The sequence below is a fragment of the Paenibacillus periandrae genome (genome assembly GCF_022458865.1).
In the GTDB taxonomy this organism is placed as follows: Bacteria; Bacillota; Bacilli; order Paenibacillales; family NBRC-103111; genus Paenibacillus_S; species Paenibacillus_S periandrae.
The window spans coordinates 313234-334354 of the sequence record NZ_JAJNMU010000009.1; the positions used below are offsets into that span (position 1 = coordinate 313234).

Annotated in this window: 20 protein-coding genes; 8 read left to right on the forward strand and 12 right to left on the reverse strand. The window is 45.6% G+C overall.

What is annotated here, in order from left to right; all coding sequences use genetic code 11:
• Positions 1–52: 52 nt before the first annotated feature.
• The 6 genes from LRL21_RS17380 to LRL21_RS17405 all read right to left on the reverse strand — a co-directional run bounded on the left by LRL21_RS17380 (position 53) and on the right by LRL21_RS17405 (position 5466).
• Positions 53–1231, reverse strand: a complete 1179-nt coding sequence (locus tag LRL21_RS17380; RefSeq protein WP_240417056.1) for a Ger(x)C family spore germination protein — start codon at positions 1229–1231, stop codon at positions 53–55.
• Positions 1232–1245: 14 nt separating this feature from the next.
• On the reverse strand, positions 1246–2763 hold the full coding sequence (locus LRL21_RS17385; protein WP_240417057.1) for a spore germination protein: 1518 nt from the start codon (positions 2761–2763) through the stop codon (positions 1246–1248).
• 14 nt (positions 2764–2777) lie between these two features.
• Positions 2778–3881: a GerAB/ArcD/ProY family transporter gene (locus LRL21_RS17390; RefSeq protein WP_240417058.1), complete on the reverse strand. Its 1104-nt coding sequence runs from the start codon at positions 3879–3881 to the stop codon at positions 2778–2780.
• A gap of 17 nt (positions 3882–3898) precedes the next feature.
• Positions 3899–4141: a hypothetical protein gene (locus LRL21_RS17395; RefSeq protein WP_240417059.1), complete on the reverse strand. Its 243-nt coding sequence runs from the start codon at positions 4139–4141 to the stop codon at positions 3899–3901.
• 201 nt (positions 4142–4342) lie between these two features.
• Complete coding sequence (locus LRL21_RS17400) at positions 4343–4564, reverse strand: hypothetical protein (RefSeq protein WP_240417060.1); 222 nt, start codon at positions 4562–4564, stop codon at positions 4343–4345.
• 137 nt (positions 4565–4701) lie between these two features.
• On the reverse strand, positions 4702–5466 hold the full coding sequence (locus LRL21_RS17405; protein WP_240417061.1) for a DUF3105 domain-containing protein: 765 nt from the start codon (positions 5464–5466) through the stop codon (positions 4702–4704).
• Positions 5467–5692: 226 nt separating this feature from the next.
• On the opposite strand from LRL21_RS17405, the gene LRL21_RS17410 reads away from it, so the two are divergent.
• The gene (locus LRL21_RS17410; protein WP_240417062.1) at positions 5693–6253 is read left to right on the forward strand and encodes a nitroreductase family protein; all 561 of its coding nucleotides are present in this window, start codon (positions 5693–5695) and stop codon (positions 6251–6253) included.
• 112 nt (positions 6254–6365) lie between these two features.
• A complete protein-coding gene (locus tag LRL21_RS17415; RefSeq protein WP_240417063.1) occupies positions 6366–6863 on the forward strand; it encodes a MarR family transcriptional regulator in 498 nt (165 codons plus the stop codon).
• A gap of 33 nt (positions 6864–6896) precedes the next feature.
• On the opposite strand, the gene LRL21_RS17420 is transcribed toward LRL21_RS17415, so the two are convergent.
• On the reverse strand, positions 6897–7727 hold the full coding sequence (locus LRL21_RS17420) for a sulfurtransferase (protein WP_240417064.1): 831 nt from the start codon (positions 7725–7727) through the stop codon (positions 6897–6899).
• Between the two features lie 62 nt (positions 7728–7789).
• Positions 7790–9073: an LLM class flavin-dependent oxidoreductase gene (locus tag LRL21_RS17425; RefSeq protein WP_240417065.1), complete on the reverse strand. Its 1284-nt coding sequence runs from the start codon at positions 9071–9073 to the stop codon at positions 7790–7792.
• Between the two features lie 246 nt (positions 9074–9319).
• Between LRL21_RS17425 and LRL21_RS17430 the strand changes: the two genes are divergently transcribed.
• From LRL21_RS17430 to LRL21_RS17440, 3 genes are all read left to right on the forward strand, one after another.
• The gene (locus LRL21_RS17430; protein ID WP_240417066.1) at positions 9320–11050 is read left to right on the forward strand and encodes an ABC transporter ATP-binding protein; all 1731 of its coding nucleotides are present in this window, start codon (positions 9320–9322) and stop codon (positions 11048–11050) included.
• A complete protein-coding gene (locus tag LRL21_RS17435; RefSeq protein ID WP_240417067.1) occupies positions 11043–12866 on the forward strand; it encodes an ABC transporter ATP-binding protein in 1824 nt (607 codons plus the stop codon). Before LRL21_RS17430 ends, LRL21_RS17435 begins: the two co-directional genes overlap by 8 nt.
• Before the next feature lie 127 nt (positions 12867–12993).
• Entirely contained in the window at positions 12994–13980 is a 987-nt protein-coding gene (locus LRL21_RS17440) for an aldo/keto reductase (protein WP_240417068.1), read from the forward strand.
• Positions 13981–14067: 87 nt separating this feature from the next.
• Here the strand turns inward: LRL21_RS17440 and LRL21_RS17445 are convergent, their stop codons facing one another.
• Together LRL21_RS17445 and LRL21_RS17450 are read right to left on the reverse strand one after the other, a co-directional pair.
• The gene (locus tag LRL21_RS17445) at positions 14068–14457 is read right to left on the reverse strand and encodes a type II toxin-antitoxin system PemK/MazF family toxin (RefSeq protein WP_240417069.1); all 390 of its coding nucleotides are present in this window, start codon (positions 14455–14457) and stop codon (positions 14068–14070) included.
• Positions 14441–14623, reverse strand: a complete 183-nt coding sequence (locus LRL21_RS17450) for a hypothetical protein (protein WP_240417070.1) — start codon at positions 14621–14623, stop codon at positions 14441–14443. Before LRL21_RS17450 ends, LRL21_RS17445 begins: the two co-directional genes overlap by 17 nt.
• A 195-nt stretch (positions 14624–14818) precedes the next feature.
• Between LRL21_RS17450 and LRL21_RS17455 the strand changes: the two genes are divergently transcribed.
• From LRL21_RS17455 to LRL21_RS46290, 3 genes are all read left to right on the forward strand, one after another.
• A complete protein-coding gene (locus LRL21_RS17455; RefSeq protein ID WP_240417071.1) occupies positions 14819–15187 on the forward strand; it encodes a MerR family transcriptional regulator in 369 nt (122 codons plus the stop codon).
• Between the two features lie 122 nt (positions 15188–15309).
• On the forward strand, positions 15310–18075 hold the full coding sequence (locus LRL21_RS17460; protein WP_240417072.1) for a sensor histidine kinase: 2766 nt from the start codon (positions 15310–15312) through the stop codon (positions 18073–18075).
• Complete coding sequence (locus tag LRL21_RS46290) at positions 18072–18797, forward strand: response regulator transcription factor (protein ID WP_240417073.1); 726 nt, start codon at positions 18072–18074, stop codon at positions 18795–18797. Before LRL21_RS17460 ends, LRL21_RS46290 begins: the two co-directional genes overlap by 4 nt.
• 87 nt (positions 18798–18884) lie before the next feature.
• Here LRL21_RS46290 and LRL21_RS17470 read toward each other — a convergent pair whose 3' ends face one another.
• Positions 18885–20372 (reverse strand): S-layer homology domain-containing protein, encoded by a 1488-nt coding sequence (locus LRL21_RS17470; protein ID WP_240417074.1) that lies wholly within the window; start codon positions 20370–20372, stop codon positions 18885–18887.
• A gap of 242 nt (positions 20373–20614) precedes the next feature.
• On the reverse strand, positions 20615–21043 hold the full coding sequence (locus tag LRL21_RS17475) for a VOC family protein (RefSeq protein WP_240417075.1): 429 nt from the start codon (positions 21041–21043) through the stop codon (positions 20615–20617).
• Positions 21044–21121 lie beyond the last annotated feature (78 nt).

Consider the following 21121-nt stretch of genomic DNA (forward strand, 5'->3'; position numbering starts at 1 on the left):
GTCAATATGGCTTCCAGTGACATTGCAACATCATAGCTGGCTTATGTAATTGTTATTTTTTGTTTGTTGTGAAGGGCTTTCCGGCATTTACTCCTGAATTCATTAGTTGTACATGAGCTTCGATAGAAAATGTACTATCGGCAAAATGCTGCTGCCAGTCGGGTTCCCACTTCTTCCAAAGCTCGCGATGCCAACGATGAAGCATGGTTCCAATCCCGATAATATCGGCTTTCTCTTTTTGCAGAAGGAGCAGCATGTCACTAAGCTGCTTCTTTAGCAATTGCTCGACGCGTGCCGTAAAGCGATTGATATCCTTTTCGGTCAGGATTTGGGAGCAGCTGAGTTCGCCCACGTTTCCTTCAACATCGAGAATGATGTTAAGAAATAATTCCTGGTCCTTTACACTGGGCTTAATCTGCGTGTGCAGCTTGCTGATTTGAAAGGAGTCGCTGCTTTCGAAGTCGTCATCCACGCTTTTTTTGCAGGGAAGGTTAAGAAACCCGCCTTTGTATTTGTTCATAAGCATGAGTAAATAAGGGGTTTTATGACTGGGAATAAAACCGCTCATAGTCCCCTTAGGGAAATTGATAATAGCCATGCCTGTTACCTTTGCAAGCTCCTGTGTATCGTTAGACTTGTTGACATAGGGAATCACGGTTGTTGTGGAAGGCCCATTGGCTAATACGCTAAGGTCAGTGAGCGTCACCTCCATAGTTTTGCCGGATTGATCCTGCGCCAGCTGTTCGATCGATTTGAGCTGCTGACCGATGGTACTTTCAATTAAAGGTCTCATCGATAAATAAGAGCTTGAAGGTCCATGCGTAATCATAATAGCCGTTGTTCCACGAGGCTCATGGGATCGTGTGAAGAAATCGAGCAGATCACCAATATTGCGATGTGCAGCGATCTCCTCGCTTATGAGCAGTACCCGCATATGACTCCATTGCAGCTTTCGTCCCAGATTGTTGGTTGCATCGCGTGAAGCTCCAAATACAGTTGGATTTTCACTGATGATATCTACAAAGCTTGCCCCTCTGGTAGATTCCATACTTGGAGTACTGGAACCACCCGGCTTGTAGATTTGCGAAGTTAAGCGGATTTGACCACCTTCTGTTTGATCAATGGCTGCGGCTTGGACGAAACCCCAGTCGGTGAGCTCAAGCTGATTCCAGCAAGCAGACAAAGTGATTGCACATATGGATAGACATAGGGCTATGAAAAGCGATCTCAATAGAACCCTCTCCTTCAGGAAATGCGATCACGACGTCCGCGCCGATGAATTCGTCGGTTTCGGGGTGAACGCAAAAAGTATTGAAGTGGGACGCGAATGAACATATCCCGCAAATCCCTGATTTTAAGTGGTGCAAATGAAGACAGATAGGGTTGACCCAAGGCTTGCAGGCAAGTTAAGTGCAGGAGGGTTAGCAAAGCAATCGCCATAAGGCCAAAGCCTCCCAGAAGAGCAGAAGCAATCATGAACGGGAAACGCAATACCCGGATTGCGATGGCAATATCGTAATGAGGGATTGCAAAGGACGCAATGCCGGTCAACGCAACGACAATAACCATGATGGGTGAGGCGATTTTAGCCATGATGGCAGCCTGTCCGATGACGAGCGCTCCTACAATACTGACTGCCGACCCTACAGGACGCGGGAGACGAATTCCAGCTTCACGGAGCAGCTCAAATAAGAACTCCATAATTAAGGCCTCCACAAAAGCAGCAAAGGGAATGCCTTCCCGAGTATCTAGGATAGCAAGCAGCAGTACGGTAGGAATGAGCTCGGGATGAAAGGTAGACAGGGCAATATAGATGCTCGGCAAGGTAAGTGCTATCGTGAAAGCGATCAAGCGAAGTAAACGGATAAAAGAAGCGAACACCGTCCTGACATAATAATCCTCTCCGGTTCCGAGAAATTCAACGAACAAAGCAGGACAAATCAGAATCATAGGTGAGTTCTCAACCATCACAATGATTTTTCCATCCAGCAAAGCAGCCGCAGCGGAATCAGTCCTTTCGGTATAGCGAACCTGAGGAAAGGGGGTGTAATGCGAATCCTCGATCCAATCTTCAATGTATGAGGTCTCAAGCACCTCGTATTGTTCAATTCCTTTAATACGATTACGGAACTCTGCCAGTACCTCGGGGTTGACGACATGCTTCAAATATCCAAAAGCGATTTTGGATTTTATTTCACTGCCCGCTGTAAAAAATTCGATTTTAAACTGAGAATTTTTAATTCGCTGCCGAAGCATCCCCAGATTCGTTTCCATATTCTCGACGGTACCTTCACGGGGACCATGGACGACAGGTTCATTAACCGGCTCGGTTACCAGCCTTGTAGCAGGGCCTTCTGTCGGGTAGCCAATGGCTTGATCCCATTCATCCAAAAAGATAACTATATATCCTTCCAGTATATAATCATAAGCATCGTTTAAGGTTGTAATAAGACAAAATGGTTGTGTGGAGCCTCCGTGGTTATGTAAATAATCGCTGATCAGCTTTGGAGTAATGGGGGCGGAAATCCCGGTTTGATGATGGATCATTTCGAGAAGTGTGTGCATGATGAAATGATTTTTATTCATATTTACAAGCGAGCTGCAATAGACGGTCATCGCTTCGTGCTGTTGATCAGCTCCGTAGGTCCATGCTTCGAAATGGATGTCCTGGCAATTGGATAATTCGCTCTCCATACGTGCTTGGTTTTCGGCTAAGCGGCTGCAAATGTGCTGCAGAGGTGGTTTTGCTATGCTCACATCCATGACTCCCATCCTCGTTATTTGGTCATATTCTTTATCCAGGTTATGAATGCGAATAGAAAGATGAGACTGCATCCAACAGCTATCACCGTAAAGGGCCAGATCACATACACCTGCTGTTCAAAATCAGCTGGATTATTAAACAGGGTCAATGACAGCAGAATACAAATCAGAGTGATTGGATAGATCAGAGTCTGTTCATTCGACAGGTGAAATAGCTGAACGATGATTTGGTTCAAGACGAGCAGGAGTATGGTTGCTTTCATGTATGAGCCCAGAATCAAGGCGATGGCAATTACTGCTTCACTACGCTGAAAAATTTCAGGAACCTGAATTTCACTGGCCAGTCGGTACAGGGAGTAATTATAAGTTGCAGCTGCAGCTCCAAAAGCCATCGTTGTGCACAAGGTGGAAAGGATCAGCACGACCGCGGTATAAGTAAATGCGGTGTAAAGCTTGGCGATTGCTGCTGGAGCATCCTTGCGGTTGACGAATGGAAGGATCATGGAAAACAGAGCCACTTCACCAAAAGGAAATCCGCCTGCTATGAAGAAACCATGAAGTACCGGTTTAAACCCATTATCCAACAAAGGCAGCAGCCGTTCAGGATCATACAAGGGAATAGCGATGATAAGAACAGCGAACGAAAAGATGACTAACAGGGCAACCAAGAGAACAAACATCCTCGCCGTGACTTGGATACCTGCACGTGCAGTTAAAGCGGCTATGATCAAACTGATCGAATTGAACACATAAGGTGGGGTTTTATCCATCATAACCGTGGTCAAAAAATTACCGATTCCAGCATCAACAGCCGGAATCGCAAAGAGCAGCATGCCGATCAATGGAAGAGCGATAACAATGGTCATCGCATTGCCAATTAATCGCCGACTGTAACCAATCAGACTCATTCCGTCATGCTTGTTATAGAGGTACAGGACACAGGTCAGAACCACGATCCCGAAGCCATAAGCAAGCAATAAGGACATCCATGCATCATTGCCTGCTGCTGCTGTGAGTGGATTTGGAATATAAACGATTGCTGAACCGACCGATACGGCAAACAGCAATGTTGCAAGCTGTACCGGTGATATTGAAGATAGGGGTAGCTTCTCTCTCATATACCATCACCTTTTCTTTAGCGACTTACATCCAGATAGTTGACGATTTTCTTGGCGGGTCCCCCATAGAGAGTATTCAGAACATCTTCAAAACCCGGTCCAGACACTAATGTTGAAAAAAGCAAGGACAGATAAATAGAAGGAAGCAAGCATAAGACATAAAGGATTGTTGATTTGCGGTCCAATCGCTTGAAATTATGCCAATCTCCAAGGATCAATAGGGCAAACAACAATACGGATATGCATATTTTCTCCAGCATGCTTGGACGCCTCCAATCACAATTGGAAATATCTCCTATAGCATTCCTTGTCAGTTGATTCCTTATACTATATGACAAAACAATAGTATATTTATGGTAAAATATGACAAAGTAAGAGGTTCCAATAAGTTGCCTGCAACGCAATGAAGCCCGCAGCTTTTCGACTGTGGGCTTCATGGATGCTGCTATAAAGCATGCTCATCAATCCTTAATCCCGGGCAATTGGGACTCGATTTCCCGAACAAGCGCTCCGTACATATCCTTTAACATCGTAATTGTGATTAGCTCCGGGGTGTTCATAATTTCTTCCTGTGAATGTGAATTCAGAATGCCTTCCAGGCCATTGTAATTTAATTTGAGATCCTTGTAGGTTTGATCCATTTTTTCCAGTACGACGCCAATCAGAGTAGAATAGTGTTCCATTTGCCAACCACCTTGTTTCATATTTAAAAGAACTCAATGATTATGGGGACAATTGTAAACTGATGAAGGATCGTCGTCAACCAATCACCATGCCTCCTTTATCTATACCCATTGCTATTCACAGCGTATAAATTTCCTTACATGGTACCGCCGTTTTGGCGAATTTCAACAGGAATTTCTTCTGGCCCTTTATTGATATATTTGTATATAAATGTGCCGATCTTGGCTTCATCAAAGCTTGCCAGCTCCATCGTTTTGGTCCAGGCTGTCACGACAACCTCCTTGTCCGTTTGTACGTTACCGTAGGGTACAGCAAGAACGCCGGAGCCTGCTTTTTTATATTGAGTCAGCGCCGTGATTTTGGCGATCAGCTCAGGCGATGCCTCAGGATGGTAATAAATAATAATATCGCCATGCTCCAAGTTGTGGACCAACATCTCGTTAGCAGGTTTTTCTTTGTAAAAACCATATTTCAAATCGTGTGGACTGTGCGTACCTGATGTAGGGATTTTCATCTCATAGGTCACAGGGGCTTCCGAATGTCCTCTTCCGTAATCTTTATCGTCGGTTACCTGGATCGCAGCGTTATAATTCAGATTCTCAATATTCGTTTTACTGGCTGCATTAAGAATTGCGTAAATTCCCACAACAACAATAGCCGCGCCAAGCAAGGAATGCGAGAGGATGAGAATGGTTTTATTTTTCTTTTTCAAGGCGACCTTTTCGGCCTTTTTCAAGCCGCTCGTATTTTCCTTTTTTAATTGTGAAGCATACACATAACCAATAATGGATAATGCCAGAACGATCAATCCAATATACAAAAGCAAAGTACTCGTACCACCAGTCCCATGCTGCATATTCGCGTGCATATCCATATTCATTTCCAGCCTTGCGTTCATCATGCTTAATCCTCCTCAATTATACTCCTATTGCCCTTCAATGCCCGGAATCAACTTCACACTATGTATTGTAGTGTATCAATTAAGTATTTTCAAGTATCCATGGACTCCAACAATTTCCACATAATCAGACTATGATTAACAATTAGCTATTGACGATTTTGGGGAACACGTTTATATTTATATTGTTTCATATGAAACAAAAAAGTTTGAGAGGAATGAGTTCCTATTGAGTATTTCGGCAACGATTCGGGGTAGAAGGAGCATTCGTCGTTTTAATGACCGCATAGTTCCAAGCGATGTGATACTGGGAATTTTAAATGATGCTATATGGGCGCCTAATCATGGACTACGGGAGCCGTGGCGATTTATTTATGTTGAGAAACCGGAAGCCAAAGAAAAAATGGCTGAGTTGATGTTTGAAGCAGGGAGTCATCTGAAACGGTTGAAGCTTTTACCTGAGAAATTAAAGCAGGTGATGAAACGTAAAATCGTTCAGATTCCCGCCAACCTGATCGTAGTTATGAAGCAGGATAGCAATGCTCACAAGCAGGAGGAGGATTTTGCTGCGGTATGCTGCTTGATGCAAAATGTACAGCTGCTGGGCTGGGAGCAGGGACTCGGCATGATATGGTCATCGATGGAATTTATTTATTCCCCTATTTTTTATGAAGGCATGGGAGTGAAATCCGGAGAAAGAGTTGTGGGTATTTTGCATATGGGCTATTTTGACAAGGTACCTAAGCCTGGAGCACGAACGCCAGCGGATAAGAAATTAACAATCATGTAATGATCATTGTTTCGTTTGAAACAAAATGTTATGCTGTGGGGTGGTTTCACAATCAACCGAACCTGAGCTATAATGATTCATGAGATCTGGATGCAAGGAGTCGTTACCACCCATGGATATGAATGAGTCTACGAAGCATGCGATATTTGAGTTGGGCGTGAGGATTTTTTCGCAGCACGAACAAAGCATGGCCCGGATCAAGGATCAGATATTACTGGAAGCTGAAGATAGTAAAATGAATATAAACAATCTCAATCTGACTGATATCCACGTCATTGCCTGTATTGGATCGTATGAACCGATAAATGTAACCTCTATCGTCGAGAAAATAGGTGTTTCCAAAGCCAGTATTTCGAAGATAGGGGTCAAGCTGCACAAAATGAAGCTGATTCGGCGAACACAGCTGAACGATAATAAAAAGGAAGTTTACTTTCTGCTGACCGCAGAAGGGCACAGGCTGCATAAGCTTCATGAGCGAATCCATAACGACATTGAAGCTTCGATTGTTCGGTTTCTATCCGCTTATACACCTGAGCAGCTGCTTTTTGTCAAAGGATTACTGCAGGACGCCTTGGATTATACAACGATGCTGAATCCAGCCGTGAAGTAAAGAAAATCTCAGCTGTGAGAGGGCATGGCCGTATCAGGTCACAACCTCCGTATGCGCAACGTTTCCCCACTCATCCCAGGAGCCCTCGTAGGGACTTACATGGGAGTATCCGAGTAATCGCAAGACGAAGTATGTATGTGCGCCTCGCTGATTGGACTGGCAGTAAGGGACAATCGTTAGCTCCGTTTTAAGGCCTGCAGCTGCAAAATCCTGCTGTAACGTTTTGTAATCCTTGAAGCGTACAACACCTTGCTCATCTGCTGCAGCGAGTGCATCCTTCCATTCCTTATGAATCGCTCCCGGAATATGACCGCCTTTAAGGTTGGACCGCTGATCGCTGCCGGTGTATTCTTCCCGTGATCGAACATCAAGCAGAAGACTGTTGTTCAATCCAGCCTGAATGTTATTTCGTGAAGTAACTCGTTGCTTATCAGCGGTTAATGTGAGGGAGCCTTTTGACACAAACGGTTGCTCCTCCGATTCCTCCTTACCAGTTGCAATCCAGGCGATATATCCGCCATTCAGCAGTTTAACCTGATCCCGCAAACCATAATATTCCAGTACATAAAAGACTCGTGTCGCTAGAACACCGCTCCCTTCATCATAGACAACAACCGTTGTTCCATTGCTCACGCCCGATTGCTCCAGCAGCTCTTTGACAGTATCTTCCGAAGCGAACGCATACTGAGATGGGTTCTTTAAAAGTTTGGCATCAATATGGATCGCGCCGGGGATGTGTCCAGCTTCATAGCCTTTAGCCCGGGCATCCAGCAGCACGACCTCTGTGGAGCCGAGATTCGCTTCGACCCAAGGAACATCAACAAGCAAATGTCCATTAGGATAAAATTCGTTGTGGGCAGTCATAATAAATCCTCCTTGTTAAATGATAAAATGATGTATGGGATGAAGTGGATACAGTGTCGGAATCAACCGAGACCGAGGTTTTCCCGCAAGGTCTGCTTGTCATAAGCTGTAGGAAATAACCCTCTACGCTGCAGCTCGGGAACGACCAGTTCGAGAAAATCGTCCGTCCCCCCGAAGCTGAGCTGTGGCATAACACTGAATCCATCAGCCGCCTCTTCTAAGAACCAAGTCTCCATCAAATCCGCGATATGCTCAGGTGTACCCACAGCCTGGAGCTGACCGGCACCTACCCAATACTTGTTCAGCAGTTCACGTATCGTCAGCTTCTCTGTGGCGATGATCTTTCTAACCATCTGGTGAAAGGTTTGATACGCATTAACTTGACTTGGCTCAGGAAGCTCGGGGAACGGATCATCAAGCGAATAGACCGAGAAGTCGATTCCGAGTAAGTTCGATATAGACATCACTGCTCGTTCAATAGGGGCAATTTGTTGAAGCTCGTTCGCTTTTTCCTGGGCTTCCGCATCCGTTGCACCGACAATGACGAGCAGCCCTGGCAATATTTTAATACTGTCCGGAGAACGTCCCGCCGCCGCTGTCCTTGCGCGGATATCCTGATAGAACAGCTTGGCATCCTCCAATGAATTTTGAACGGTAAAAATAAGCTCGGCATATTGGGCGGCAAACTGTTTGCCTTCTTCTGATGCGCCTGCCTGGACGAGCAGGGGTCTACCTTGTGGAGGGCGCATAATATTCAGTACACCACGAACCTTGAAATACGTCCCTTCATGATGAATATCATGAACCTTGTCGACATCGGCGTAGATCCCCGAGGCTTTATCCTGAACCAGGGCGTCTTCCTCCCAGCTGTCCCACAATTTGAGTACGACCTCTGCGAATTCATGAGCTCTTTCATAACGCTCTTTATGGCTGGGCAACTGCTGCAGACCAAAGTTAAAGGCTGTGCGCTCCACGCCCGTGGTCACCATGTTCCAGCCGGCTCGGCCCCCACTGATATGATCGAGTGAAGCGAATATTCTTGCAAGATTGTAAGGCTCGTTAAAGCTTGTAGAAACGGTGGCAATCAAGCCTATTTTCTCCGTTACTGTAGCAATGGAGGATAACAATGTCAACGGCTCGAACCCCAGGATGGGACCATGCTGGACAGCCTTTGCCTCAATAGACAGCCCATCCGCGATGAACAGCGAATCAATTCGTGCAGCCTCTGCCTTAATGGCAATCTGTTGAAAATGTTTAATGTCATGTACTTCCTCCAGCCTTGTACTGGAATGGCGCCAGGCTCCTCGATGAGAACCCGCATTGTTCAAAAACAGATTTAAGATCATTCTACGTTTGGATGGGCTCATCATTCATCACCTTTTTTAAGTTATTGTTTGAAGCTTGAGCTCTCAATTCCTTGTCGTATATAGGATTATATTATTGTAATATTTTCCAACGATATTGTAAACTATTCAGATTGAAATAGTTGGATATTATTTTAAGTTGTTGATATTTCGTAATTGAGAGGTATAATTTTAAATAATCCATTTTGTAAATGAATACGATAGCCAACACAAGTTAGGGGATAAGTTATGCGCATCATCATGTCGTTTCTGAAGCCTTACCGGGTTGCCATGGTCATTGCTTTGTTATTGATGCTTGTTGAATTAATGGTCGAGCTGTTTCATCCGCTGCTCATGTCCAAGGTCATCGATAACGGAATTGTTCATCAGGATTTCTCTGTCGTGCTGTTCTGGGGAGGCGTAATGATTGTTATTTCCTTGCTTGGTTTTGTAAGCGGAATTGTAAATTCATTCTTCGCGGCTCATGTCAGCCAGAACTTCGGATTCGAGATTCGCAAAAGCCTGTTTACGAAGGTACAATCGATTCCTTTTGCCCAGTTCAATCAATTTCAGACCTCTTCCTTAATTACGAGAATTACAAGTGACGTTACCCAGCTCCAAAATACGGTATTTATGGGCTTGCGAATCATGATGCGGGCTCCATTGTTTATGATCTTTGGTATGGTGATGGCGATGATGGTCCATTTTAAAGTGGCGCTTATTCTAGTCGTCATGACGCCGCTGCTCTTATTGTTATTAGTCTGGATGATGAAGAGAGCGTTCTCATTATTTCGCTCTGTGCAGGAGCGGCTGGATCAAACCAATGGGGTGCTTCGGGAAAATTTGATGGGAATCCGGCTCATTAAAGCGCTTGTAAGGGGCAATCACGAAATCAAGCGTTTCACGCAAACCAATGAAGCGTTGATGGACCGTACGATGGCGGCTCTGCGATTAATTGAGCTGACCATACCGCTGCTGCTGTTGGTGATGAACCTGAGTATCCTGTTCATTCTCTGGTCAGGACATTTGCAGGTGAATACAGGGGATGCGACGATCGGCCAGATTGTAGCAGTCGTCAATTATGCGACGCGGATTACAGGCTTATTCTCTACGATCTCGATGCTGGTCATGGCTCTTTCGCGGGCCAAAGCCTCAGTGACAAGGGTAGCCGAGGTGTTAAGCTCACCTGAGGATATTGACAATTCCGTGCCCGTATCAGCTGCACATCAAATAACGGAGGGCAGTATCGTATTTGACAAGGTATCGTTCCGATATCCCGATATGACCGAGGATGTGTTGAAGTCGATTTCCTTTAAGGCTCGTCCAGGGGAAACCATTGCTGTGCTTGGAGCGACCGGCTCGGGGAAAACCTCCCTGTTCCAGCTCATACCCCGTTTGTATGAGTCGACACAAGGCAGTATTAGGATCGATGGACATGAGATCCGAACCTTCAACCCGAGCGTGCTGCGAAGCGAGATCGGTTATGTACCTCAGGAGGTTGTGCTGTTCACCGGAAGCGTGAAGGAGAACATCATGTGGGGCTATGATAATGCCACGATGGAGGAAGTGATCGAAGCCGCCCAAAAAGCCCAAATTCACGAGACGATCCTGAGCCTGCCGCAGCAGTATGAAACGATTGTCGGGCAAAAAGGTGTTAATTTGTCAGGCGGCCAAAAACAGCGGATCTCGATTGCCAGAGCGTTACTGCGCAAGCCCAAGCTGCTGCTGCTGGACGACAGCACAAGTGCACTGGATGTCAGAACCGAATCCAGATTGCTCGAAGCCTTGAGAACGCTTAGGTGTACAACCTTGATCATCACGCAAAAAATCGCAACGGCGATAGCTGCGGATACGGTACTCCTGTTGGAGGAAGGAAGCTTGCTCGCTTCGGGCGATCATCAAGAGCTGCTTGCACTATCTGCACTTTATCGAGAGATCGTTCAATCTCAAATCAGAGAGGAGAACGTACAGCATGCCTAATCAACCGGACCTGCAACGGAAAGTGAACCCGAAGGCTAACAAGCCCGGTGAATCTTCCCCGAAGAAAAAGCTTCCCCAAAACTGGAGCGGTACATTAAGAAAAATATGGCGTTATTGCTCGGTACATAAAGGCTTGCTTGTTTTGATTTTCCTGATGGTTCTTATAAGCTCTTCGCTTGGTCTGCTTGGACCGTATTTGCTCGGCGTAGCGATTGACAGATTTGTGGTTTCGTCTACTAGTGACGGACTTATTATGCTGCTCATCCTGTTAGCTGGAACTTATGTACTATTCTCATTATCTTCGTGGCTGCAAAATTATTGGATGATTGGCGTGGCCCAGAAAACAGTTTATGCGATGCGCGAGGATTTATTTCGACAGCTGCACAGACTGCCGATTTCGTTCTTTGCCAAGCGCCAGCATGGGGAATTAATGAGTCGGCTAACGAATGATATTGATAATGTGAGTCAAACCTTGAACAGCTCTTTTATCCAGCTTATTTCCAGCTTGTTTACGTTCACAGGTATGATTATATTGATGATTTGGCTCAGCCCGCTGCTTACCTTAATCACCGTTGTCATTATTCCGGTTATGTTCCTGGGAATGAAGTGGATTACGGCGCGTACGAGCAAATATTTTAAGGAACAGCAGCAAAATTTGGGTGAACTGAATGGTTTTGTCGAGGAAACCTTATCCGGGCAAAGTATTGTCAAGGTATTCTCACGCGAAGAGCAGATGACGGAGATTTTTTTGGCGAAGGCACAGAAGCTGAAAGTATCAGGCTATTGGGCGCAAACCTATTCAGGTTTTATCCCGAAGCTGATGAACGGGCTAACGAATGCAAGCTTCGGAATCATTGCTATCGTCGGCGGAATCCTTGTCATGCACGATATCATCTCGATCGGTATCGTTGTCACGTTTTCTGAATATGCCAGACAATTTATACGTCCATTAAACGATCTGGCCAATCAATTCAATACTTTCTTGTCGGCGATTGCTGGTGCTGAACGGGTATTTGAAGTGCTGGAGGAGAAGGGCGAAGTTAACGACGAGCAGGATGCCATGGAGCTGCCGGAGCTGCGGGGAGAGATTATATTCTCCGATGTAGCCTTTTCCTACAACGAGCAAGTCCAGATTTTACGAGAAGTCAGATTCCGTGTAGCGCCAGGTGAAACTCTCGCCTTGGTCGGCCCTACAGGTGCCGGCAAATCCACCATAGTTCAGCTGTTGTCCCGTTTCTATGATGCGGATTCCGGCCAGATTTTTATTGATGGCCATGATATCACTAACATTCAACGGGCGAATTTGCGCCGACATATGGGCTTTGTTTTACAGGATTCATTTTTATTCCAAGGAACCATTCGCGATAACATTCGTTACGGGAGGCTGGATGCCACGGATGCAGAGGTGCAGCAGGCTGCGATCTCAGCCAATGCGCATGCTTTTATTATGAAGCTGCCGATGCAGTACGATACGATGCTCAAGCAGGATGGCAGCGGCATCAGTCAAGGTCAAAAGCAGCTGATGTCGATCGCCAGAGCGATCCTCGCTGATCCCTCGATTCTGATTCTGGACGAAGCTACGAGCAGCATTGACACCATCACCGAGCTCAAAATACAGGAGGCTCTGTTTCGTCTGATGAAGGGCAGAACGAGCATAGTGATAGCGCATCGACTGAACACGATTCAGCAGGCGGATCAGATTCTTGTCGTCGACAAGGGAACGATTATTGAGAAGGGCTCTCATGACTCCTTACTGCAGCAAAAGGGCTTTTATTATGGGCTGTTCCACAACCAGTCCAACGGAGAGCCGGCTTAGCGCTCTTTAGAGTTCAATCTCTTCCCGCTTGTCCCTCTCACGAGATTTATTATTCTGGCTTCCACAATGTTACAATAGAACAGGTACAATCAGCTCCAGATCAAATTCAGGAAAAGAGGCTGCCTAGATGGAAAAAAGAGCATTGGGAAAAACAGGGCTTCACGTATCGGCCCTTGGTTTAGGATGTATGGGGATGTCCGATTTCTATAGCGGGCAAAATGATGAGGAATCTGTTCAAACGATTCAACGTGCGCTCGATTTAGGGGTTAATTTCCTGGATACCGCGGATATGTACGGTGTTGGAAGAAATGAGGAATTGGTAGGCAAAGCGATTCAGTCAAGACGCGATGAGGTTGTGCTTGCTACCAAGTTCGGCAATGTCAGAGGGCAGGATGGAAGCTTTCTGGGTGTTAAGGGAACTGCGAATTATGTGAAAGAAGCGTGTGAAGCGAGCCTTCGTCGATTAGGTGTTGACCATATTGATCTATACTACCAGCATCGCGTGGACCCGAACACACCGATCGAAGAGACCATTGGAGCTATGGCAGAACTGGTTAAAGAGGGCAAAATCCGTTACCTCGGTATGTCGGAAGCTTCCCCGCAAACCATCAGACGAGCTTACGCTGTACATCCAATTACTGCCTTGCAGACGGAATATTCTTTGTGGAGTCGTGATGTCGAGGATGAGATTTTGCCTGTTTGCCGTGAGCTCGGCATCGGGTTTGTGCCTTATAGCCCATTGGGTAGAGGTTTTCTGACGGGGCAGATTCAACGTTTTGAGGATTTGGCTGAGGATGATTACAGACGGCACTCCCCCAGATTTCAAGGGGAAAACTTTATAAAAAATATCGAGTTGGTTCACCGTATCGAAGAAATTGCCCAGGAAAAGGGCTGCAAGCCCTCTCAGCTAGCTTTGGCATGGCTGCTTCAGCAGGGAGAAGATATTGTGCCGATTCCTGGTACGAAAAAAAGAATCTATCTTGAAGAGAATATAGGTGCTCTAAAGGTCAAATTGACAGATCAGGATTTGGCAAGGATAACTGAATTTGCACCAAAAGGGATAGCGGCGGGCGAACGTTATGCGGCAGCTTCAATGAAAAGCTTGAATTTGTAATTGTAATTACTATATGTACAGAAATGAGGTTCTCCAGCAGGAGAACCTCATTTCATGTTGTAAAGCTATATCATACATTCAAGGCTTTTAATATATATTTTTGCATGCAGTTATTACTTTGTTTAAGTCATGAGGATGAAGTCCACCTACATAACCTCGTGGAACCCATTTACCATTGCGATCGGTACGCTGTTGTCTCAAATCTTTCTTCAATAGGGTAAAGGGTTTAGCAGTCCTTACATAAGAAGGTACAGTCAGGCCAGCTTCTTGCCAATAGTCAAGCGGGATATCAAACTGATCACGTGGCTCTTGTTTCGTTATAAAATTAACGATAAGTGCCAACGTGTTATTTGCTTGTTCATTTCCAACAATAACGATGGGCCGGGGCGTATTCTTATTTTCCGTATTGTTCCATACAGGAGTGACCCAAATATGACCTTGAATCATCCACAGAGTAGGATTAAATGTATTCGGCATATTCCTCGTCATAATCATTGTCTACTCCTTCAAATAAAAACCCGTAGCAAGTGCCAACGACGATGCCTATTTCCTGAATGACTTCAGTTTCTGAGGTACTCTTGTTGAATTCAGTGGAATCATCAAGTTTGTTATCGATGGAAATCACCCCTTCCGTATAAAACATTATATCAATGTATTGGAGGTTTGCCAACGAGTTGAAGGGCTATATTCAGTATTTCCAGTTAAAAGTCTAAACATTCATTGCCTGAATATATAACACATCTTGCTGTGAAGTTCACTTTAAGGTGTATGATGGATAGTGTTGCAGCTATATAGGGAATTTTAAGAACATCTTAAAAAATACAGGAAGGTGAGAAGTATGGGTTTCTCGATGAAAGAAGCCTCAGAGCGTCTTGGTGTCCCCTCTCACACGATAAGATATTATGAGAAAGAAGGTCTGCTTCCATTCATTCAAAGAGATCGATATGGAAACCGGATTTTTGAACAAAAAGATTTGGAATGGATGGCGCTAATGTCGTGCTTCCGCGCGACCGGCATGACGATTGCCGTTTTAAAGCAAATTGTCGATCTTGCCGCCCAAGGCGATTCAACCCTAATTGAAAGAAAGACGATATTGGAAAATCACAAGCTCGAGCTTCAAAAAAGACAGCTGGAGCTGGATAAAGCCTTTGAGGCAGTGAATTCAAATATGATTCCAGGCTGCAGCAACCGGACTCACCCCAAATGAGTGAAATGAGGTAGACCCCAAAGCTCAGAGCAGCTTTGGCGACGTAGTGAGGAGCTCACGGGTGTCAGGTTTGAAGTTAACTAAAGGAAGCAATAGTACGCTTAAGCGGCTGAAATCTGGGAATGCTCAGTTTCAGTCCTTTTGGCGTGCTTGGGTACTCCTTACAGCTCTGTCTACGCAGCATTACATATGATAAAATAAAAGGTAAAGTGATCAAGCTGGCAATGATGTCGGACAGGAAGGACTTACATATGAAGCATCTGCCATTACGTGTACATTTGACAAGAGCATTCACGATTATCGCCTTGATTCCGATTCTGATTCTGGGCAGCATTCAGATCGTTCAGATCAATCAAATTAAAGATGATTATAAACGTACCCAGATGCATACAACTCAACGGCTTGCCGATGCAGTCGAAGCTTATATTTATTACCGTCAAAATGCGATAGAAACATTGGGTGCGACGATCAGCGCTTCCCGTACTTCATTTCGCGATCGGGCTGGAATTACACCCAAAATCCAATCGCTTCAAGCTAGCCTCCCCGGATTAATCAATGTGGTTACTGCAGATCGTACAGGTATCGTAACCGCCTCTTATCCGGAAACCAATCCCGTCGGTGAGCCACTTGTAGGTGCTAGTCTTAATCAGAATGGCTACTATGACGAGATGCTCAAATCTCAATCCACGGTTATTACTACCTTGTTTCGTGGACTGCAAAGTGGTGGGCAACCGGATATCGTCATTGCCGCCCCCATTTTTAACGAGGATCGGCAATATGACGGATTTGTAGCAGCTACTCTCGATTTAAAACAGCTGGAGCTGCTAGTGACCAAATATGATTACGGGAAAAACACGTATCCTGTAGTGCTGGACCGCCTGAATCAAGTCATTTACCATCCTGACCGTCAACTGACGGCCACAATGAAAGATTTAAGCTCAGAAGCAGTCGTTCAGGCAGCAGGAGAGAACCCCGAGGGACTGGGCAGATACATGTCTTCCTTGAAGCAGCAAGAGGAGCTTGTCACCTATACAACGATTAGCGGACTTGGCTGGAAGGTGTGGGTCGGACGATCCTATCAGACGGTCAATGAGACGTTGTTTAACTCTCTATTATTAACCTTTACGCTGCTGCTGCTTGCGATTGGCTTGACGATTGCACTTGGCTTCTTTCTTGCCAAAGGGCTGAATAATACGATTCATCTACTCGTAGGCTATACACAAAAGCTCGCTGATGGCAGCTACAAGGAAAGACCGGAATCCACATCGATGCGTGGAGTTCCTTATGAATTGAATGTATTGGCCAGCCGTTTTTTTCAAATGGCTCAGCAGGTGAACGAAAATCAGCAGGCGCTGCTCAGACTTAATGCGGAGCTTGAGAATCGGGTGGAGGAACGCACACAAAGCCTTTCTCGTAAAAACAAAGAGCTGGAAATCGTCAATACACTCATTACGCCTATTAGTCCCACTCAGGAAACACCAGAGCTAATTGAAGGAAGTATAGGCCAACTGCGCATGCTGCTGCATACCGATGTTCGACTGCATCCTTCGTATGGGGAGGATACGCGCCCACTGGGACTTTTTAGCAGGAAAAGAACAATCGTTGATGAAGGTGAGCATTCGCTCTTTCATGAATTAAAAGCTGTGCCAACCTATATCGTTCCCGTACGTTCAGGGGCTATTGAGCTTGCCCAATTGGCTGTTGCCCAAGGGACTGAGGATGGAGCTGTGACGGAGCAGGATCGCCATTTTCTTCATACGTTTGCGAACTCTGTCGCCATTATGCTGCAGAATGATCTACTGCTCAAAAGTGTTCAGCATGAGCATGCTACGCTGCAGGCTGTTCTGGAGAGCATGACAGATGCGATTGTACTGATCGATATGCAAAAACAGGTCGTATATGGAAATCGCCAAATGAGCGAAATGTTCGGGATTCCAACGCCTGATTTGCTGCAAATGAGCGAAGAGGTTATGTTTGAGACGATCAGCTTCCAAAGCCCTGATTCTCGCGAGGACTTCTCATCGTTGATAGCCCAGCAGGTTGCTGCGATTAAATTCAAACTCACAGCGAGCTCTGGAAAAGAACGTTTTATGATTGTTTCATCTTTTCATGTGCTTAATCAGGATCATGTCTATGGCCGGGGTTATGTATGGCGCGATATAACGAAGGAGCATGAAGTCGATTCTTTGAAAAATGATTTAATATCGCTGGCATCCCATGAATTTAAAACCCCGATAACCGGTATCAAAGGAAGTGTTGAAACACTGCTCCGTACCGATGCCGATTGGGAAGAAAGCTTTAAGCAGGAGCTGCTCGAAGGGATTCACGAGGATATTGGGCGTATTCAGCAATTAATAGAGGATTGGCTGGACATTTCCAAGATTGAAGCTGGCGCGATGAGGGTCAATCGTGAGCCAACCCGTATTCAATCCATTGTCAAGAATGCCATCAAACGATTACCGAACACAGACGAGCATTGGCTTGAGATCGATGCTTCTTTGGAGGACCGCCTGCCACTTGTTTATGCAGATAAGACTCGTCTGGAACAGGTTTTTGTCAACTTGTTTACGAATGCCATCCGATATAATGACAGACGGCCTCTCGTTCGGGTATCAGCTGAGTGTGATGATACTTATGTGCATATCCGGGTTACAGATAACGGCACAGGCATTCATGCCGACCATCTGGAGCACATATTCGACCGCTTCTATCGGGTAGATCTGTCCTCCAGCCGTCGTACAAGCGGAACGGGGCTTGGGCTAGCGATTTGTAAAGGCATTATGGATTCCCACGGCGGCCAGCTTCGTGTAGAAAGTACGGAAGGTGTGGGCAGCACGTTCATCGTTTCAATACCCCAATATAATCCGAAGGAAGATGATGTGCTGTGAAGAAGCAAAAAATCCTTATAGTAGATGACGAGGCCAAAATATTGCGTTTCATCTCCGCTAATCTGAAGTCATTGGGCTATGAAACGATGACCTGTCTGAGCGGCCTGGAAGCCATGGATAAGATCGATGAGATGGACCCAGATCTGATTCTTCTCGATATTATGATGCCAGGGATGGATGGGTTGGAGGTACTGCGCAGATTGCGCGGCTACTCGGACGTCCCTGTGATCATGCTGACTGCCCGCAGCAACTCGGATGATAAGGTACAAGGTTTGAATATAGGGGCAGATGATTATTTGACCAAACCATTTTCGCTCGATGAGCTGTTTGCCCGTGTGAATGCCGTTCTGCGCCGCACCGACGGACGTGCCTTACAAACGGCAAACGCCAGTGAAATGAAGCATGGCTCCATTACCGTTAACATGGCGCAGCGACGCATAAGATATCGGGAAACCGAAATCAAGCTGACGAATACCGAATATAAATTGTTCGTGCTGCTGCTGCAAAATGTGGATAAAGTAATGACACATGAGCAGCTGTTGAGTGAGGTATGGGGCAGTGAATACCGCGATGATGTTGAGTACTTACGGGTAACGATCGCCCGGATTCGCCAGAAATTGAAGCATGCTAACACCGGGAGTCAGCTCATAGTTAACTATCCCGGAGTCGGTTACATGATTCCTACGGAAAAAGAAACTACGGCGAATCAACCGACACATTAGGAACAAGTAAAAAGGAAGACGCTACACCCGCTGTAACGGGAGGTGTCTTCCTTTTGTGTATGTGATCGTCTTATGGGAGAGATGCTATTACTGTACGCCTGTTAAGGTAATAGCTTGTGAATCAGCCCAACTGTTAACAGCGGCAACCGTATAAGTGACGCCGGAAATAAGCTTGCCGTTATTTTGAATATCAAATACACCTACCGCACCCTGGCGGGATGTAAACTTATATTGTGCGGTTAGCTTGGTGCCGTCCGGTGCGGTTAATGTCACACTGCGGCCTGCGAACAGCTCATCCTGAGGATCTGCGGTCAAAGTCACGTTGATGCTCGTAGCGGAAACAGCTTCTGCTTTTTGTATCGCAAGCGGGGCTATGGTCTTGGCTGTAAGCGTCTGTCCGCCAAAAGTTGCCCATGGTGCAGATAAGGTATAGACCGAACCCGATTTCAAAGTCTCACCATTCGCAAGACGGAACTTCGGCTCCTGCTTGCCGTCTGTCGATTGGGTGAAAGGAACATAAGTTGCCGTTATGCTGGCTCCTGCCTGGTCTGTCAGTGTAACCTGCTTCAGTCTCATGGATGGAATGATCGTAAGCGGTTTTCCGTTATAGGTATTGCTATCGTCTACGGTGAAATCCAGCCCGTTACGCTTGCCGCTGTACAGGGCAATGATGTATTGGTAATCGGTAACACCATCAGCGAGGTAGGATTGCAGCTCAATTGTATCCGCCGCTACCTGCTCTACCGCTTTAAACGGAATTTTGATATCGCTGCCGATAAACGAACCCGACTTTTGACCTTTATAGGCTACTGTGTAGCTGGTACCTGCTTTTTGCGGTGAGGTCGGTACGATATAGGTTGCTTTGGCGCCAGTTTTGAGCTGTGGAATGTTTTCGAGCATCAAACCGTCCGAGAACACAAAATTTTGCTTGGCTTTCTCAACATCCGTATTTTCAGCTGTCAGAGGTGCTGAGAATGTGATTTGTACAGCGACTGCATTCAGCACCTTCACCTGGGTGATTTGCGGGATAGCCGCTTGCTGGACTGCATAAAATAACTGTGCTGTTTCTGCGCGGGTAGCCGCTTTACCTGCTGTATATGAGCTGCCGAATAGAATCTGCACAGCTGCCTTGTCCTGCTTCAATAAAGCTGCTGCAATCTCTACCAGCTGCTCGTGGCTGACCGCAGCGCCTGGATGAAACCGATCGTTATCGGCTTTCATTATGCCCGCATTGACCAAGGCATTAATATAGCTGAAAGACCAATCGGATTGTTGTACATCCTGAAAGCTGAGCTTTTTGTCCGTATTCAGATTGACATACATCGATAGAGCAGCGATCTTAGCCAGCTCGCCTCGGGTAACGTTCTGATTAGGTTTGAATTCCGTGTCGGAATATCCTGACAGCACATTTTGTTTAGCTAACTCTTGAATCGCCAACTTGGATGCGGCAGTATTTTCGATATCAATAAATTTATCTGCTGCAAGCACCTGCAGTACATTCACGGGTGCTATGGCTGCAAAACCTACTGCTGTTGTAATCGTTAAGGTTGCTAATAAAGAGTTCCGTTTTACCATGAAGATCAATCTCCTTTTGTGTTATATTCTACTGCCTGACTTGCTGTAGGAAGTGTTCATACGTATACAATAGCCTACAGGTCATAACATTCGAATAAAAAGCAGCAGCCTCCGCATAACAAAACCATAACAAAGCACTTCAATAAGCTTTTCGTTATGATGACAAGCAAAAAGGATACAGAAGCTTTTCACAATAAGAAAAGTTCCATATCCTGATTTCGCACAGCATTATGCTACAATTATTACATATTCATTTCTCCACTGTCGTAGTTCAATTGCCATCCAATTCCGAACTTATCTGTAAACTGGCCGTAGCATTTGCTCCAAAATGTTTCTTGCAGCTCCATCCCTACTGTGCCGCCTTCTTTGAGCTTATGGAAAATCGACTTTATGGCATCAATGTCCTTAATGACTAGGGAAAGGCTGATGTTGTTTCCTACTATAAAGTTCATGTCAGGAAAAGTATCTGAAAACATCACATTGCTTCCAAATATGTTAAGCCGTGCGTGCATGACCAAATGCTTCACTTGCTCTGGAACCGTATAATCCGGGTTGGGCGGCGCTTCTCCGAAGGTCATAATTTGCGGTTTATCTGTTCCAAAAACCTCTGCATAATATTCTACAGCTTCACGACAGTTTCCATTGAAATTTAAATAAACATCAATCGACATGTGCTTCACTCCTTAGTTTGAATTGGACATCAGTGCGTTGTTAAATGCCTATTGTCATAGTATCATTACACACTATGA